Annotated in this window: 15 protein-coding genes; 8 read left to right on the plus strand and 7 right to left on the minus strand. The window is 74.3% G+C overall.

The features are described from left to right. Window positions 1–157: 157 nt before the first annotated feature. Complete coding sequence (locus tag ABEB06_RS30680; RefSeq protein ID WP_345700164.1) at window positions 158–1,507, minus strand: aminotransferase class I/II-fold pyridoxal phosphate-dependent enzyme; 1,350 nt, start codon at window positions 1,505–1,507, stop codon at window positions 158–160. A 123-nt stretch (window positions 1,508–1,630) separates the two neighbouring features. Here ABEB06_RS30680 and ABEB06_RS30685 point away from each other — a divergent pair, with 123 nt between their 5' ends. The 5 genes from ABEB06_RS30685 (at window position 1,631) to ABEB06_RS30705 (ending at window position 5,118) form a co-directional block, all read left to right on the plus strand. Beyond that, complete coding sequence (locus ABEB06_RS30685) at window positions 1,631–2,314, plus strand: HAD family hydrolase (protein ID WP_345700165.1); 684 nt, start codon at window positions 1,631–1,633, stop codon at window positions 2,312–2,314. Between the two features lie 162 nt (window positions 2,315–2,476). Next, complete coding sequence (locus ABEB06_RS30690; protein ID WP_345700166.1) at window positions 2,477–3,172, plus strand: phosphoribosylaminoimidazolesuccinocarboxamide synthase; 696 nt, start codon at window positions 2,477–2,479, stop codon at window positions 3,170–3,172. Window positions 3,173–3,194: 22 nt separating this feature from the next. Next, window positions 3,195–3,863 (plus strand): SDR family oxidoreductase, encoded by a 669-nt coding sequence (locus ABEB06_RS30695; RefSeq protein ID WP_345700167.1) that lies wholly within the window; start codon window positions 3,195–3,197, stop codon window positions 3,861–3,863. A gap of 56 nt (window positions 3,864–3,919) precedes the next feature. Further along, window positions 3,920–4,348, plus strand: coding sequence for a hypothetical protein (locus tag ABEB06_RS30700; RefSeq protein WP_345700168.1), 429 nt, complete (start codon window positions 3,920–3,922; stop codon window positions 4,346–4,348). After that, window positions 4,324–5,118 carry an HAD family hydrolase gene (locus ABEB06_RS30705; protein ID WP_345700169.1) on the plus strand — a complete coding sequence of 265 codons (795 nt, stop codon included), beginning with the start codon at window positions 4,324–4,326 and terminating at the stop codon, window positions 5,116–5,118. The genes ABEB06_RS30700 and ABEB06_RS30705 overlap by 25 nt, the downstream gene beginning before the upstream one ends. Window positions 5,119–5,123: 5 nt before the next feature. Here the strand turns inward: ABEB06_RS30705 and ABEB06_RS30710 are convergent, their stop codons facing one another. After that, window positions 5,124–6,038 carry a 5'-3' exonuclease gene (locus ABEB06_RS30710; protein WP_345702043.1) on the minus strand — a complete coding sequence of 305 codons (915 nt, stop codon included), beginning with the start codon at window positions 6,036–6,038 and terminating at the stop codon, window positions 5,124–5,126. 52 nt (window positions 6,039–6,090) lie between these two features. Next, window positions 6,091–7,119, minus strand: coding sequence for a cation diffusion facilitator family transporter (locus ABEB06_RS30715; RefSeq protein ID WP_345700170.1), 1,029 nt, complete (start codon window positions 7,117–7,119; stop codon window positions 6,091–6,093). A 149-nt stretch (window positions 7,120–7,268) separates the two neighbouring features. On the opposite strand from ABEB06_RS30715, the gene chrA reads away from it, so the two are divergent. Continuing rightward, window positions 7,269–8,426: a chromate efflux transporter gene (gene chrA / locus ABEB06_RS30720; protein WP_345700171.1), complete on the plus strand. Its 1,158-nt coding sequence runs from the start codon at window positions 7,269–7,271 to the stop codon at window positions 8,424–8,426. Between the two features lie 61 nt (window positions 8,427–8,487). Here chrA and ABEB06_RS30725 read toward each other — a convergent pair whose 3' ends face one another. Continuing rightward, window positions 8,488–9,228, minus strand: a complete 741-nt coding sequence (locus ABEB06_RS30725) for a gamma-glutamyl-gamma-aminobutyrate hydrolase family protein (protein ID WP_345700172.1) — start codon at window positions 9,226–9,228, stop codon at window positions 8,488–8,490. Window positions 9,229–9,370: 142 nt separating this feature from the next. Between ABEB06_RS30725 and ABEB06_RS30730 the strand changes: the two genes are divergently transcribed. Continuing rightward, the gene (locus ABEB06_RS30730) at window positions 9,371–10,414 is read left to right on the plus strand and encodes a DUF2510 domain-containing protein (protein WP_345700173.1); all 1,044 of its coding nucleotides are present in this window, start codon (window positions 9,371–9,373) and stop codon (window positions 10,412–10,414) included. Between the two features lies 1 nt (window position 10,415). Here the strand turns inward: ABEB06_RS30730 and ABEB06_RS30735 are convergent, their stop codons facing one another. Next, a complete protein-coding gene (locus tag ABEB06_RS30735; protein ID WP_345700174.1) occupies window positions 10,416–11,639 on the minus strand; it encodes an amino acid deaminase/aldolase in 1,224 nt (407 codons plus the stop codon). 22 nt (window positions 11,640–11,661) lie between these two features. After that, window positions 11,662–12,567: a serine hydrolase gene (locus ABEB06_RS30740; protein WP_345700175.1), complete on the minus strand. Its 906-nt coding sequence runs from the start codon at window positions 12,565–12,567 to the stop codon at window positions 11,662–11,664. Window positions 12,568–12,662: 95 nt separating this feature from the next. On the opposite strand from ABEB06_RS30740, the gene ABEB06_RS30745 reads away from it, so the two are divergent. Beyond that, window positions 12,663–13,385, plus strand: a complete 723-nt coding sequence (locus ABEB06_RS30745) for an SseB family protein (RefSeq protein WP_345700176.1) — start codon at window positions 12,663–12,665, stop codon at window positions 13,383–13,385. A 55-nt stretch (window positions 13,386–13,440) separates the two neighbouring features. Here the strand turns inward: ABEB06_RS30745 and ABEB06_RS30750 are convergent, their stop codons facing one another. Then, entirely contained in the window at window positions 13,441–13,806 is a 366-nt protein-coding gene (locus ABEB06_RS30750; protein WP_345700177.1) for a DUF1844 domain-containing protein, read from the minus strand. Window positions 13,807–14,113: the final 307 nt, after the last annotated feature.

Consider the following 14,113-nt stretch of genomic DNA (forward strand, 5'->3'; position numbering starts at 1 on the left):
CGACCTACGGGTGGCGGCCGGTCCGGCCGGACCGGCCGCGCCGGGGCGGAGAGGCGGAGGGGCCGACTTCTCTCCTGGGCCGTCCGTCAGCATCGTTCGCGCAGAACCGACTGTCAAGGACGCGTCACGGCCCGGCCCCGGACTGACTGACTGATCGTCAGGAAAGGCGCCCCCGGCCGGAATCGACCCGGAACACCGCCGCCACGTCCGCCGCCAGCGCCGGAATCTCCGGCAGGTCCAGGCCGGAGACGGTCACCCGCAGCCCCGGCGCCGACTTCAGCCGGAACGGAGTGCCCGGGGCCACCGCCCAGCCCCGCTGCAGCAGCGCCACCACGGCGGAGGTCTCGCTCCGCGCCGGGATCCAGACGTTGAAGCCGCTGCGTCCCCGGGCCGGGACGCCCTGTGCCGCCAGCGCGCCGATCAGCGCGCCGCGCCGCTCGGAGTAGTGGGCGGCCACCCGCGCCCGGTCCACCGACGGGTCGGTGAGCAGCCGGGCCGCCGCCCGCTGGAGCACGTGGCTCACCCAGCCGGTGCCCAGTCGCTGCCGGCCGCGCAGCCGGTCCACGGTGTCGGCGTCGCCGCTCAGCACGGCCAACCGCATGTCGGGGCCGAGGAGTTTGGTGACCGAGCGGATCACCGTCCAGTGGTCGGTGACCGGGCGGCCGTCCGCCGCGCACACCGCCCGGTACGGGCTGTCCGCGATGGCGTGGCCGAAGTCGTCCTCGACCAGCAGGACGTCGGGGTGGGCGGCCAGCAGCGCGCGCAGCTCGGCGGCCCGGGCCGCGCCGATCGAAGCGCCGGTGGGGTTCTGCGCGCGGGAGGTGACCACCACGGCGGCGGCGCCGGCCGCCAGGGCCGCCGCGACGTCCGCCGGGAGCGGCCCGTCGTCGTCCACCCCGATCCCGGTCATCCGCAGGCCGAGCGCGGGGAGCAGGTCGTGCAGGCTGCCCCAGCCCGGGTCCTCGACCGCGACCAGGTCGCCCGGGCGCAGCCGGGCCTGCAGCACCCGCTCGATCGCGTCGAGGGCGCCCGAGGTGACGGCGACCGACTCGGCCGGCACGCCGTCGGCCGTGAACTCCCGCCGGGCGACGGCCAGCAGGCCCGGGTCGATGGCCGGTCCGCCGTAGAGGACCGGGGTGCGCAGCTGTTCGTCGGCGGCGAAGGCGAGCGCGTCGGCGAGCGGGGGCAGCAGCTCGCGGGCCGGGTTTCCGTCGGTCAAGTCGCGCGCTCCGTCCGGGACTTCGAAGCGGAGGTGGTCGCGCGGCGTGTGGGCGGGCCGGGCCAGGACGCGGGTGCCGCGCCGCCCGTCGGTCTCGATGACGCCCCGGTCGCGCAGCAGCCGGTACGCGGCCGCCGCGGTGTTGGGGTTCACTCCCAGATCGGTGGCCAGCCGGCGGAGCGAGGGCAGTGCGCTCCCGGGGCCGAGGCTGCCGGAGGCGACCGCCTGCTCGATGTCGGCGGCGATCTCCGAGGCCCGACGCCCACGAATCTGATGCTGCTCTGGCATGATGAACATTCTGCACGACCGCAGCCCCGCAGGTGGGTTGTCCGCCCACGTCCGAGAACGACGGGCCGGGGTCGGGCGCGGTCTCCGGTGCAGCCTTCGGCGCACTCACGTGAGGTGGATCAGATGCTCATGGGCCAGACGCTCGTCTTCGACGCCGACGACACACTGTGGGAGAACAACGTCCTCTTCGAGCGCGTCATCGACGGCTTTCTGAACTGGGTGTCGACTCCGGAGGAACGGAGCCGCAACCGGACCCTTCTCGACGAGATCGAGGCGAAGAACGCGGTCACCCTCGGGTACGGCGCGGAGATGTTCCGGCAGAGCCTCGCGGACTGCCTGGAGGAGGTCACCGGGCGGACCCCCACGGCCGAGGACCGGGCGCGGATCGAGGAGCTCCTCGCCCCGCTCACCAACCGCGGGATCGAGCTCATCGAGGGCGTCGAGGAGGTCCTGCCGGTGCTCGTCGGCCGGCACGACCTGCTGCTGCTCACCAAGGGGAACCCGGCGGAGCAGCAGCTGAAGGTGGACGCGTCGCGGATCGCCCACCACTTCCGCAGCATCCACATCGTCGCCGAGAAGAACGTGGACACCTACCGGCAGCTCGTCGCCGAGCTCGGGCTCGACCCGGAGCGGACCTGGATGATCGGCAACTCTCCCAAGTCGGACATCCTGCCCGCGCTGCGGGCGGGCCTGAAGGCCGTCTACATCCCGCACGAGCACACCTGGGTGCTGGAGCACGAGGTGTTCCGGCCCGAGGAGGCGACGCTCGCGCTGGGCCGCTTCGCGGAGCTGCTGGAACACTTCTGACCCCCCGCCAGACATGTCATGTCCACTTCTAAACATCTCGATGGCCCTTTCTTTCCGGTGATGCCCGTGCAAGACTTGCCGCACCGCTGATCATCAAGTCCTGGCACGGATTCGTGCCCGATCTCATGAGAGCGACCCGTGGCTTCCTTGAACGTGGATAACGTGACTTCCCGTACTCCGGACATCGAGGGCCGTAGCAAGAAACTCTGGTATCTCGACGACGGCCGCTGCCTGATAGAGATGATTCCGTCGCTGCGGAGTTTCACATTCGATCGCGACGAGCTCGTCGACGGCACCGCCGAGTTGCGCCTCGATTTCTTCGAGTACGTTTCCGCCCGGCTCGCCGAATACGACGTCCACACCGTATTCGGCGAGCGCGTCGGCCCGACCACCTACATCGCGGACTACCGGCCGGCCCCGCCCTTCGAGGTCATCGTCAAGAACCGGGCCACCGGTTCCACCATCCGCAAGTACCCCGGACTCTTCGAGGAGGGCCAGGTCCTCGACCGCCCGGTGGTGAAGTTCGACTACCGGACCGACCCCGAGGACCAGCCGATCGGCGAGGACTACCTCCGCCTCCTCGGCGTGGACGTCGAGCACCACCGGAAGCTCGCGCTGGACTGCAACGCCGCCCTGCGCAAGCTCCTCGACCCGCTCGACCTCTGGGACTTCTGCCTCGTCATCGCACCCGACGAGACGCACGGACTGGTCGTCAACTCCGAGATCTCACCGGACTGCATGCGCCTCAAGGCCGCCGACGGGCGCCCGTACGACAAGGACATGTTCCGCGAGGGCGCCGGCCGCGAGGACATCCTCGCCCGCTGGGCCGAGCTCATCGCGATGGTCTCCGGTGCCTGATCTCCCGGGCCCCCTGGCCCTGGTGACCGGCAGCAACCGCGGCACCGGCCGGGCCATCCGCAGCCGGCTGCTGGCCGACGGCTACGCCGTGCGCTGCCTCAACCGCACCCCGTGCGCCGACCACACCGACCCCGTCACCGCGGACTTCGCCGACCCCGACGCCGCCGCCCGGGCGGCGGTCCTCGCCCTGGCCGGGGCCCCGCGCCTGGACCTGCTCGTGGTCAACGCGGTCACCCGCGGCTTCGGCACCGTCGCCGAGGTCGGCGCACGGGACTGGGACGAGGCCGTGGCGGTCAACCTCACCACCCCGGTCCGCGTCGTCCAGGCCGCACTCCCGCTGCTGCGCCGCAGCGAGGGGCACATCGTGCTGATGGGCTCGCACGCCGGCTCCCGCCCGTTCGAGGGCGGGCTGGCCTACTGCGCCACCAAGGCCGCGCTCAAGCAGGTGGCGGAGGTGCTCCTGATGGAGGAGCGGCGCCACGGGGTGCGCACCACCCTGCTCAGCCCCGGGGCGATCCGCAACCTCGACGACGACGACTCCGCCTACAAGATGAGCGTGGAATCCGTCGCCGACGTGGTGTCCTGGGCGGCCGCCACGCCGAGGGACACCGTCCTCGGGGAGATCGAACTCCGACCCGGCCGGCTGGACCGCCCGCCGGTCGTCGGGCTCGACCGTCTCCAGTACGTCTGAAGACCGTCTCCAGTACGTCTGAAGGTGCATCGATCACGACCAACGGGGGTTGATCCGTGGAAGCACACGCCGGCCCGGCCGGGCTCCGCAGCGTGCAGGCCGAGTGGGACGAGGAACGGCACCGGGTCAGGGCCGAGCTGCGGGCCGACCCGAACGCGCCGGACGCGGCGCGGATGTCCTTCCGGAGCATCGGCTGGGTCGCCTTCGGGGCCTCGGGCGAGGTCTCCTCGATCAACGTCCACGACATCCCCGTCGAGGTCTCCGACCGGCTGCCCCGGGTGGACGGCGACGACGTGATCGGACGCGGGGTGGTGGACACCCAGTGGCTCTGGGTGCCGCTCGGCACCGGGCCGACCACCCGGCGGTGCGCGGGCACCGCCGACGTCGAACTCGTGGTCACCGCAGAGGGGTTGGCCCGGCTGACCCTGCGGTTCCTGGAACCCCCGGCGGAGGACTGGCCATGGCCGACGGCTATCGGTTGCTAGCCTGCGACCTCGACGGCACGCTGCTCGACTCCCGCGGCGAGCTGCCCGCCGCGGTGTCGGCGGCACTCGACCGGGCCGCGGCGGCCGGGATGGCCGTCGCGGTGATCACGGCGCGGCCGCCGCGCGACGTCCCCCCGCGGGTCCGGGCGGGGATCCCGGGGACGGCCTACTGGGCGCACGGGAACGGCGCGCTGGTCTTCCGGCCCGGGCAGCGCCTGCCGAGCCGCCAACTCGTCTTCGGGGCGGGCGCGGTGGGCCGGATCCACGAGGTCCTCGGCGCGCGGCGTCCCGGCTGGGCGCTGGCCTTCGACCTGCTCGACGGGACGGTCGTGCAGCCGGGCTTCCCCGCGGAGCTGACCCGCGGCTGGGCCGGGGTCGAGTGGCGCGGCGGGGCCGAGCTCGCGCGGGCCGTGGTGAAGGTGCTGGTCTGCCCCTTCCTCCCCTGCGACGCCGAACTCGTCGACACGGTGCAGGAGATGGTGGGCGAGGAGGCCGAAGTCACCGCCTCCGGGGAGCACTTCCTGGAACTCGGCCCGCGCGGCACCGGCAAGCACGGCGTCCTCGCCTGGATCGCCGCCGACCTCGGACTGGCCACCGCCCAGACGGTGGCCGTCGGCGACGGCCTCAACGACCGCGACATGCTCCGCCTGGCCGGCCTCGGCGCGGCCCCCGCCAACGCCGGAGCCCCGGTCCGCGCCGCGGCGGACCGGATCCTGCCCAGCAACGACGAGCACGCGGTCGCCCACCTCGTCGACCAACTGCTCGGATAGCCCGGTCAGGCGCCCTGGCCGGCCTCGGCCAGGGCGGCCAGGGTGCGGGTGAGGGAGGTGCCCAGGCCCCAACGGGTGGAGAGCGACTCCAGGGTCATCGGGTCGATCGGCTCGGCGGGCAGGGCCGGGTCGAAGGCCGGCAGCGGGACGTCCCGGGCGACCCCGACCACGGTGGGGGCGACGTCCAGGTAGGCGGAGCCGTCCAGCAGGTTCTTCCGGCGGGCCGGGGTGATCTTCGAGGCGGGGTTGAGCGCCGCGGCCCGTACCCCGGCCAGGTCGCCGTAGGTCCGCAGCAGCTGGGCGGCGGTCTTCTCGCCGATCCCCTTCACCCCGGGCAGCCCGTCGCTGGTGTCGCCGCGCAGTGCCGCGAGGTCGGCGTACGAGGCGGCGCCGACGCCGTACTTCTCCTCGATGTACGCGTCGTCGACGACCTGCGGGTGGCCGACGCCCTTCACCGGGTACAGCACGGTGACCGCCCGGGCGTCGTCGACGAGCTGGAACAGGTCGCGGTCGCCGGTGACGATCTGCACCGGACCGGTGGCCGCGGTGGCGAGGGTGCCGATCACGTCGTCCGCCTCGTAGCCGGCGACGCCGACCCGGGCGATGCCGATCGCGTCCAGCACCGCCTCGATCACCGGGACCTGCGGGGCGAGGGTGTCGGGGACCTCCTCCTCGCCCTCGGCGGCCCCCTCGGCGAGGCGGTGGGTCTTGTAGGAGGGGATCAGGTCGACCCGCCACTGCGGGCGCCAGTCGGCGTCCATGCAGGCGACCAGCTGGTCGGGCCGGTGGTCCTGGACCAGCCGGGTGATGAAGTCGAGCAGGCCGCGCACGGCGTTCACCGGCTGCCCGTCGGGGGACTTCATCGACTCCGGCACGCCGAAGTAGGCGCGGAAGTAGAGACTGGCGGTGTCGAGCAGCATCAGGCGCGGTGCGGTCACCTTCCGAATCATGCCCTACCGGGCTGACAGCGCCTCAGTGCCGGTGCGGACCGGCGCGGTGGACCGGGCCGTGCGCGTCCGCGCAGTGGTCGCGGTCGTCGTCGCCGGGGCGGGTGATCTGCAGCAGCCCGTCGACCTCCTCCTCGCCGACGTGGTCGACCTGCAGGGTGGAGTGGCTGATCCGGTAGTCCTCCCGCAGCTGCCGCTGCAGGTCCCGGCGGACCGCGTGGCAGTCCCCGCCGGGGGTGACCAGGATGTGCGCGGAGAGCGCGGGCTGGCCGGAGGTGATCTCCCAGATGTGCAGGTCGTGGATCTCCTCCACCAGCGGGGCGGCGACCAGCTGGTCGGCGACCGTGTCCGGGTCGATGCCGGCCGGGGCGGCCTCCAGGAAGATCCGCCCGGAGTCCCGGACCAGCCCGACGCCGGCCCGGAGCATCAGCACCACCACGACCAGCGAGGCGATCGCGTCCGCCGCCACGAAGCCGGTGAGCATCACCACCGCACCGGCCACCGCGGTCGCGATGAACGCGTACAGGTCGGTCAGCACGTGCTGGAAGGCGCCCTCGACGTTCAGCGAGCTGCGGTTGGCCTTGGACATGCACCAGGCGGCGGCCAGGTTGACCACGATCCCGACCAGCGCGGTCACCAGCACCAGCGAACCGGTCACCTCCGGCGGGTCGATCAGCCGCTGCACCGCCTCGTAGCCGAGCCAGGCCGAGAGGACCAGCAGCGTCACGCCGTTCGCCTGCGCCGAGAGGATCTCGGCCCGCTTCAGCCCGTACGTGTAGCCGCCGCGCGCCGGACGGGCCGACAGCCGCATCGCGACCAGCGCCAGGGCGATCGAGGCGGCGTCGGTGAGCATGTGCGCCGCGTCCGAGATCAGCGCCAGCGACTGGGCGGCGAAGCCGACCACCACCTCGCCCGCCATGAACACCAGGATCAGCAGCAGCGCGCTGACCAGCCAGCGGCGGTCCGCGTCGGCGGAGACGCCGTGCGAGTGCCCGCCGTGCCCGCCGTGCCCGTGCCCGCCGTGCCCGTGGTCGTGGTCGTGCTGGGCGCCCATCGAGATCCTCCCGGTCGAGGTGGAGTCCGCACCGGAAGTGAACCCCAGATCGGACGAAGATCCAAAGGCTGCACTGGTGACCGTTGTCGTTCGCACGAGTGACCACTTGCTCCGATAGGGTCTGCGCCGGTCGAACGAGGGAGGACACAGTGGAGGAGCGGGTCGGGCTGGCCACCATCGCCCGGGAGTGGGGACGGATCGGGATCACCGGGTTCGGCGGACCGCCCGCGCACATCCTGCTGCTGCGCCGGCTCTGCGTGGAGCAGCGCCGCTGGCTGGGCGCCGCCGAGTTCGAGGACGGCATCGCCGCCACCAACCTGCTGCCCGGCCCGGCCTCCACCCAGCTGGCGGTCTTCACTGCCTGGCGGCTGCGCGGGCCGGCCGGCGCCCTGGTCGGCGGGGCCGCGTTCATCGTGCCCGGCCTGGTGCTGATCCTGCTGCTCTCCGCGCTCTTCCTGGCCGGCGACCCGCCGCGCTGGGTGCTCGGCGCGGCGGCCGGCGCCGGGGCCGCCGTCCCCGCGGTCGCCCTGCAGGCGGCCACCGCCCTCGTCCCCGCCAGCCGGCAGCGCGCGGGTGGCGGCGCGGCCCGCCGGCGCTGGTGCGGCTACCTCGCCGCGGGGGCGCTCGCGGCCCTGCTCACCGGGCCCTGGCTGGTGCTCGTCCTGATCGCCACCGGAATCACCGAGATCGCCGTCCGCCGTCCGGGTGGCGGCACCTCCGACCGGCGTCCGCGCGGGCTGCTGCCGCTGCTGGCCCCCGCGACCGCCGCCACCGGCGGGATCGGCGCGCTCGCCTGGGTGGCGTTCAAGGTCGGCGCGCTCTCCTACGGCGGAGGGTTCGTGATCATCCCGTTGATGCAGCAGGACGCGGTGCACCGCTACCACTGGATGACGGACGGCCAGTTCCTGAACGCCGTCGCGCTCGGCCAGATCACCCCCGGCCCGGTGGTGCAGACCGTCGCCGTGGTCGGCTACGCCGCCGCCGGGGTGGCCGGCGGGCTGCTGGCCGCCTGCGTGGCCTTCGCGCCGTCCTTCCTGTTCGTGCTGTTCGGCGCCGCGCACTTCGACCGGCTGCGCGCCGACCGGCGGGTGCAGGACTTCCTCACCGGCGCCGGGCCCGCCGTGATCGGCGCGATCGCGGGCTCCACCGTCCCGCTCGCGCTCGGCCTGCACGCCTGGTGGCAGGCGGCGGTGCTGGCCCTCGCGCTGTTCTGGCTGCTGGCGCTGCGCCGCTCCGTCGTCCCCTGCCTGCTCGCCGCCGGCGCGCTCGGCACCCTCGCCGTCACGGCCGGCCTCCCGCTGCCCTGACGCCCCGTCGGGCCAATCGACGTCGGGCCCGGTCGGCGTCGGGCCCGGACCCCGGGGGGCCTCAGCCGGCCGCGGTGATCAGGGCCGTCTCCCGGACCAGGGAGGCGGCTCGGACCAGGGCCTCGGCGAGACGGAGGTCGGCCGGGTCCTGCTCGGGGTGCCACTGGACGCCGAGGACGAAGCCGGCCGGGGCCTCGATCGCCTCGACCGTGCCGTCCGCGGCGTACGCGGCGACGGTGAGCCCCTCGCCCAGCCGGTCCACGGCCTGGTGGTGGAAGGTCGGCACCACCAGCTCGGGCTCCGGCAGCAGCCCGCCGAGCAGGGTGTCCGGCACCGGCCGCACCGGGTGGCGCCCGTACGCGTTGGGCGGGCCTACGTGGCCCTCGTGGCCGACCACGTCCGGCAGGTGCTGGACCAGCGTGCCGCCGAAGACCACGTTCAGCAGCTGCATGCCGCGGCAGACGCCGAGCACCGGCTTCCCGGCGGCCAGCGCCGCCCGCAGCAGCGCGGCCTCCCAGGCGTCGCGCTCCGGCGCGTTCGCCACCGTCAGGGGGTGCGGCCGGGCTCCGTACAGCGCCGGGTCCACGTCCTCGCCGCCCGCGACCACCAGGGCGTCCAGCCGCTCGACCGCCTGCGCCGCGTACTGCGGGGCGTCCGGCGGCAGCAGCACCGCGACGCCGCCGGCGGCCCGGACCATCGCCGGGTACCGCTCGGGGAGCAGCACGGCGCGCTGCCGGTCCCAGCGGCCCCAGGCGGCGTCGAGGAGTTGGGTGGAGATGCCGATCACCGGGCGGTTGTCCATGGCGCGCATTCTGCCGTGCGCGGGGCCGGGGCAACGACTCGGTTCGGCCGTTGGGATTTCTCACCGGAATCTCATCGAATCCCGGGCCGTTCCCGGGCCGCGCTGATATCCCGCTTATCCGCGTGCCCTTAGATTCTTTGACGTGAGCGAGCAGCAGATTCCCGCCGGGTGGTACCCGGACCCGAAGGACACCACGAGCGACCCCCGGCCCGAGCGCTGGTGGGACGGCACGGGCTGGACGGGCACCACCCGGCCCGCCCCGGAGCCCGCCGCGCAGCCGTCCGTCGAGGACACCGCTGTGCTGGAGGGCACCGTGCTCGACAGCGGTCCGGCGGTCCGCTACCCCGAGCTGCCGCCGGTGACCGACCAGGTGCCGGCCCCGGCGGGCGCGGTGCGCAAGCCGGCCCGGCCGGTGCTGGTCGCCGCGGCGGTCGCCGCCCTGATCGGCCTCGCGGTCGGCTCCGGCGTGACCTACCTGGCGATGGACGGGCGCGGCGACTCCACGGCGAGCGACCGGCGCGGTCCGCGCCTCGGCGGCGGCTACGGCATGGACGGCCGCGGCGGCCCGGGCAGCCAGGACGGCCAGAACGGCGGCGGGCAGAACGGCGGTGGGCAGAACGGCGGTGGGCAGAACGGCGGCGGCCAGAACGGCCAGGGTCGCGGGGGCCGGCCGGGCAACGCCGCGATCGACCTGGTCAACGGCCTCAGCCTGCCCGTCCCGTCCGGCTGGGAGGCCGGCACCACCAAGGACGGGTTCGCGACGCTCTCGATCGGCGAGTACACCTGCGCCGACGGCAAGGGCAACTGCACCCTCGGCGGTGCGGTCACCGGCCGGCTCAAGGGCACCGACGCCAAGCAGGCCGCCCTGGAGGACATCGCCGCCGCCGCGAAGGAGTCCTACAACCAGGTCAACGGGCACGAGGAGCTGAAGTCCGAGGCGGTCAAGGTGGCCGGCCGGGACGGCTACCTGGTGCGCTGGAAGGTCGACGCCGCCCAGGGCAACGACGGCTACGTGGAGACCGTGGTCTTCCCGAGCGCCGACGGCAAGGCGCTGGTCTCCGTCCACCTCGGCTTCGACATCGCCGACAAGGCGCCCGACGTCGCCCAGATGGACACCATCGTCAGCGGCATCGCCGAGGCCAAGGGCGGCCCGCTCGGCAGCGCCGGCGGCGGCACCCGCACCTGATCTACAGGTACGTCCGGCCCTCGCCGCGGTAGGTGGGGACGGTGCGCACCACCCGGTCGCCCTCGACCAGGTGCAGCTCCGCGAACCGCTCGCACAGCTCGCCCGCCTTGGCGTGCCGGAACCACACCCGGTCGCCGATCAGCAGGTCGTCGGCGGCCGAGCCGATCAGCGGGGTCTGCACCTCGCCGGCGCCCTCCTGCGGGTCGTAGGACAGCCCGGCCGGCAGGTACGGCACGGGGGAGCGGTCCGCCCCGGCAGCGCCGGAGGCCGGGTAGCCGCCGCCCAGCACCGTCACCACGCCGACGCCCGGACGCCGGACCACCGGCTGCGCGAACAGCGCGGCCGGCCGGCCGGTGAACGAGCGGTAGTTGTCGAACAGCCGCGGCACATACAGCCCCGAGCCGGCGGCCACCTCGGTCACCGCCCGCTCGGCCACCGTGGACTCCACGCTGCCGGTGCCGCCGCCGTTCACGAACTCCAGGTCCGCCACCTGCCGCAGCCGGCGCACCGCGGCGGCCCGGCGCTCCGCGAGCTCGGTCCGTGCCTTCGCCTGCATCAGCCGGACCGCCGCCGAGCGCAGCGGCCGGCCGCGCACCGCGTCGCCGACGCCCGCGATGTGGCCCTCGTAAGCCATCAGCCCGACCACCCGGAAGCCGCGCCGGGTCTGCACCAGCTCCGCCAGCGCGCCGAGCGCCTCCGGGGTGCGGAGGGGGGAGCGCCGGGCGCCGACCCGGACGCGGCCGCCGAGCAGGTGCAGCGAGGTGTCCAGCTCCAGGCAGACCCGGACCTCGGCGGAGCCCTCGCGGGCCTTGTCGATCAGCTCCAGCTGCGCCGGGTCGTCCACCAGCACGGTGACCGCCCGGGCCAGTTCCGGGTCGGCGGTCAGCTCGGCGAAGGCGGCCCGGTCGGCCGAGGGGTAGGCGAGCAGGATGTCGTCGAAGCCCGCGCGGGCCAGCCAGATCGACTCCGCCAGCGTGAAGCTCATGATCCCGGCGAAGCCGTCCGTCGCCAACACCCGCTCCAGCAGGGCCCGGCAGCGCACCGACTTGCTCGCCACCCGGATCGGCTTGCCGGCCGCCCGCCGCACCAGGTCCGCCGCGTTGGCGTCGAAGGCCTCCAGGTCGACGATGGCCAGCGGCGCGTCGAGGTGCGCGGTCGCCCGGTCGTAGCGGGCGCGGTCGGAGACGGTGCCCGTGCCGGTGGCGGGCGCGAGGTCGAGGGCCATGGGCGCAGACTGCCACATCGGACTACCCGTGGGTAGAGGCGAAGGCCCGCACCGCGGCGGACGCCACCGACTCGACCAGCGCGATGCCGTCCTCCAGGGTGGCCGAGCCGTCGCTCACCACCGAGACCAGCAACTCCCGTCCGCCGTAGTCGATCCGCCCGATGCTGTTGACCACCCACAGCCCGGTGGAGGTCCGCGGCAGCCAGCCGTTCTTCAGCTGCGCGGCGCCGCCCTGGTCGGCCGCCGAGACGCCCCAGTCCTGACCGTCCACCACCTGACCCATCAGCTGCCGGAGGTACGCCCGGGAGTCCGGGGTCAGCGGCGAGTCCTCGGTGAACACCGCCCGCAGCAGCCGCACCTGGTCGGCGGCGGTGGTCGAGGTCAGCCCCCAGTAGCCGTCCGTCCCCGCGACCGTCGCGGTCAGGCCGAAGGCCGCGTTGGCCTCGTCCAGCCCGGACGCCCCGCCCGCCGCCTCGAACAGCGCGGTCGCCGCGTCGTTGTCGCTCTGCTCGATCATCAGCGCGGCGGCGCTCCGCCGGTCGTCCGTCAGCTCGCCGCCGCTCCGCAGCAGCAGCGCCGCCAGGATGTCCACCTTGACGATCGACGCGGTGACGAAGGAGTCCTCGCCCCAGCTCGCGCCGGTGCCCGCCGCCGGGTCCGTCACGGCGACCGCGAAGTGGCCGGCCAGCCCGCTCACCGCCGCGCCCAGGACGGCGTCCGGGTCGACCGCCGGGGCCGCCGCGGACGTCGACGCGGACGCCGCGGCCGACGCGGCGACCGGTACCGGCGTGCTCGTCGCGGGCCGGGAGAACACCAGCCAGGACCCCAGGACCGAGAGCGCCACCACCAGCACCACCACCCGCCTGATCCGCCTCGTACGGCGCCGACGCCTGCGCACGGTCGCCCGCGAACTCGATGGTGCCATCATGCCCACGATGCTCGGCCGCACCCCTTGGGCCGCGATGAGCTGCGGATGAGCCCGCGCTGAGAAGCCGCCGCCGCCCGGTGGCATACCCTCACGGGGTGGAGCGCAAGAACATTCCGAACCCCGGGTTCGCCGAGGACGACGGCACCGCCGACCCCAGGCTCGCCGCCGCCCTGGCCGCCTGGGCGGCCGACGGCGACGCGGCCGAACCCGAACTGCTCGCCGCCCTGGCCCCCGGCCGGCTGATGGTCCCGATCGTCGCCCTGCTCGGCGAGGTCGAGGTCGACGCCAACGGGCACAAGCACGAGAAGACCAGTGACATGGCCGTCCCGCTGGTCGAGGCCGCGGACGGGCGCCGCGCCCTGCCGGCCTTCACCTCACTGGAGACCCTGGCCCGCTGGCGCGCCGACGCCCGGCCGGCGCCGGTCGCCGCGCCGCAGGCCGCGATGGTCGCCTACTCCGAGCAGGCCGACACCCTGCTGATCGACCCCGCGGGGCCGGTCGCCTTCCAGGTCACCGGGGCCCGGCTGCGCGCGCTCGCGGAGAACCGGCCGTACCTGCCGCCGCTCGCCGACCCCGCGGTGCACGAGGCGCTGCGCGGGCTGCTCGACACCACCGGCGTCGTCACCCACGCCTACCTGGCCCCCGCGGACGACGCGGACGGCACCCTCGCCGTCGTCCTCGTCCCGGACGCCGACCCCCGCCCGCTGATCGACGCCCTGTCGGGCGACCCCGTCCTGCGGGTCCGCCTGGACACCGGCCTCCAGCTGGCCGTCCTGCGCGAGCCGCTCCGCGGGGAGCCCTTCTACACCGCGGGCTGAAAACACCCGGGGGCGCGGCCGAGCCGCGCCCCCGGGTCCAGCCGCCGTGCGGCGCTCAGCCGTAGACCGGGCCGGTGAACTTCTCGCCCGGGCCGGTGCCCGGCTCGTCCGGGACGACGGAGGCCTCGCGGAAGGCGAGCTGCAGCGAGCGCAGGCCGTCCCGCAGCGGCGCGGCGTGGAAGTTGGAGATCTCCGGCGCGCCGGCGGTGACCAGGCCCGCCAGGGCGGTGATCAGCTTGCGGGCCTCGTCGAGGTCCTTGTCGGCCTCGCCGCCCTCGGCGAGCCCGCACTTGACGGCGGCGGCGCTCATCAGGTGCACCGCGACGGTGGTGATCACCTCGACGGCCGGCACCTCCGCGATGTCGCGGGTCAGGTCGTCGAAGCCGATGGCGTCGTCGGTGTTCTCGGGCTGGCTGGTCAAGGTGGACTCACTCCGTCGTGCCGGTGGACGTACAACAGGGAGAGTACAAGGAGCGCTCGCGCGGGCCGGAATACCGGTCGGGCGGGGAACGCTGCTATGCTTCGAGACTGACCGGCCAGGTGTTCCGTATGGGCGCCCGGCCAGCAAGTGGAGGCTCCACACGGTCTCCCACCCGCTTCGTCCCACGGGTCGACGGGTCCGGTCGCGGCAGTGTCCCACCGACACGCGCCGCCTGTGACGCCAGTCCGCTGGTGTCCCGGTCGTGGAGCCCCGCATGCGCGGGGCTTTTTTCGTTCGTCCGGTGCAC

Origin of the sequence: Kitasatospora terrestris, from assembly GCF_039542905.1 — a bacterium.
Lineage (GTDB): Bacteria > Actinomycetota > Actinomycetes > Streptomycetales > Streptomycetaceae > Kitasatospora > Kitasatospora terrestris.

Excerpts from the sequence above, each read along its gene's own strand:
- ABEB06_RS30715 (WP_345700170.1), bottom strand. The coding sequence starts at position 7,119 with ATGGGCGCCCAGCACGACCACGACCACGGGCACGGCGGGCACGGGCAC.
- ABEB06_RS30680 (WP_345700164.1), bottom strand. The coding sequence starts at position 1,507 with ATGCCAGAGCAGCATCAGATTCGTGGGCGTCGGGCCTCGGAGATCGCC.
- ABEB06_RS30735 (WP_345700174.1), bottom strand. The coding sequence starts at position 11,639 with ATGGCCCTCGACCTCGCGCCCGCCACCGGCACGGGCACCGTCTCCGAC.
- ABEB06_RS30725 (WP_345700172.1), bottom strand. The coding sequence starts at position 9,228 with ATGGACAACCGCCCGGTGATCGGCATCTCCACCCAACTCCTCGACGCC.
- ABEB06_RS30705 (WP_345700169.1), top strand. The coding sequence starts at position 4,324 with ATGGCCGACGGCTATCGGTTGCTAGCCTGCGACCTCGACGGCACGCTG.
- ABEB06_RS30740 (WP_345700175.1), bottom strand. The coding sequence starts at position 12,567 with ATGATGGCACCATCGAGTTCGCGGGCGACCGTGCGCAGGCGTCGGCGC.
- ABEB06_RS30685 (WP_345700165.1), top strand. The coding sequence starts at position 1,631 with ATGCTCATGGGCCAGACGCTCGTCTTCGACGCCGACGACACACTGTGG.
- ABEB06_RS30710 (WP_345702043.1), bottom strand. The coding sequence starts at position 6,038 with ATGCTGCTCGACACCGCCAGTCTCTACTTCCGCGCCTACTTCGGCGTG.